This is a genomic window from Thermoflexus sp. (genome assembly GCF_025055495.1).
GTDB lineage: Bacteria > Chloroflexota > Anaerolineae > Thermoflexales > Thermoflexaceae > Thermoflexus.
This window is the reverse complement of the sequence record NZ_JANWXB010000410.1, coordinates 1-1482: the sequence shown is the minus strand read 5'-3', so window position 1 is coordinate 1482 and position 1482 is coordinate 1. Positions and strand designations below refer to the sequence as shown.

The 1482-nt window shown below is 64.8% G+C and carries 1 protein-coding gene; it reads left to right on the top strand.

Annotated elements, in window-relative coordinates; genetic code table 11:
- Window positions 1-580: 580 nt before the first annotated feature.
- Window positions 581-1351, top strand: a complete 771-nt coding sequence (locus tag NZM16_RS13300) for an SIMPL domain-containing protein (protein ID WP_295480828.1) — start codon at window positions 581-583, stop codon at window positions 1349-1351.
- Window positions 1352-1482 lie beyond the last annotated feature (131 nt).

Sequence of the window (1482 nt, the reverse complement as noted above, 5' to 3'; positions counted from 1 at the left end):
AATATCACGCTCGGAGGAAACCCTGAGCTCCTCCGGATTTCTTCTATCGCCATGTGCAACTTTCAAACTCTCCCGCAGGTTTTGGGGCTGGGGTGCCGCCGTCGGCGGCGCCCCAGCCCCAAAAACCACAGGAGGGCTCGGAAGTTGCCCAAGGCGTAACACCGATTTTTGGAGGAGATGTGGAACCAGGGGGCTTCAGCTCTCGGCCCCGTATCCCAACGGCCCCGCATCCCAACTCCCCTCCCCGCGGCCTCGGAGCGCAGGGAGGGGAAAAGTGCCTTTCAGAGCCCGGCGGCACCTCCAGGACTGCCCTTCAAAATCCAGGTCTTGCCCCCTCTCCCGTCGCGAAGCGGCATCAACCAATTTCTCCAGGTTACTATACAGCCGTGTTCCCCTATGCCAGGCAGGCGCCGCCTCGGAGATCCCCGCGGAGGATATGCTGCGGATATGTTTCTCCGCTGGAACCCCCCATCCGCATTGGACGTCTTATTTGTCGGAACGGGCCTCTGAGGGCCATCGGCTGGATGGAGCAGCCCCGGAGGTCGCCGGTTGAGGGAAGATCATCTTCCAGGAGGCAACGATGAAAGGCTCACACGGGCTGATCGGTTGGGGAGCGATGATCGGATTGTTGCTGATCAGCGCATGTCGCCCTACCACTGCGCCTTCCGGCGCGGGAGCCCCCATGGCGTCCGATATTCGCGCCGCCGCCTTCACAGCCTCAGGGGGAGCTTCCACCGGGCTCACCGTGATGGGTGTGGGGACAACACGGGCGCGGCCGGATCAGGCGGTGGTGACGCTGGGGGTGGAAACGGAGAGCGAAACGCTCGCTATGGCCCTGAGGGAGAACAACCAGCGCGCATCGGCCGTGCTGGCCGCGCTCAAAGAGCACGGGGTGGCCGAGGCGGACATCCAGACCGCTTCCTTCCAGATCCAGATCGAGGAACCCCGGGATCCTCAGACCGGCCGACGGATCGGCCCTCCGATCTATCACGTCGTCCATGTGTATACAGTCATCTTTCGGGATCTGGATCGCGTGGGCCCGGGGGTGGATGCAGCGGTGGCAGCGGGGGCCAACCGGGTCGATGCGATCGCCTTCCAGATCGGGAATCCGGACCGCCTGGTGATGGAGGCGCGGCGACTGGCCGCAGAGGACGCGAAAGCCCGAGCGCAGACGCTGGCCAGCGCCCTGGGGGCTCAGCTGGGCCGCATCGTGAGCATCACGGAAATCACCTCCCCGCAGCCGGTCCCGATGGCCCGCAGCGCCGCTTTCGCGGAAGCCGCCGCGGTTCCGGTGGCCGCCGGGGAGCTGGAAATCACGGTTCAGATCCAGGTGACCTGGGAGCTTCGCTGACCTAATGGATCTCTTCCCCACTCTCCTCCTCCCTGCGGCCCAGAGGGTTGCGGGAAGGGAGAGAAAACATATCGGAGGTGGGCGGGGCCTGTTGGGCCGCCAGATCGTCAACACCGATCGCCGCGGCAAGT

Coding starts and splice junctions, on each gene's coding strand:
- NZM16_RS13300 (WP_295480828.1), top strand. CDS start 581: ATGAAAGGCTCACACGGGCTGATCGGTTGGGGAGCGATGATCGGATTG.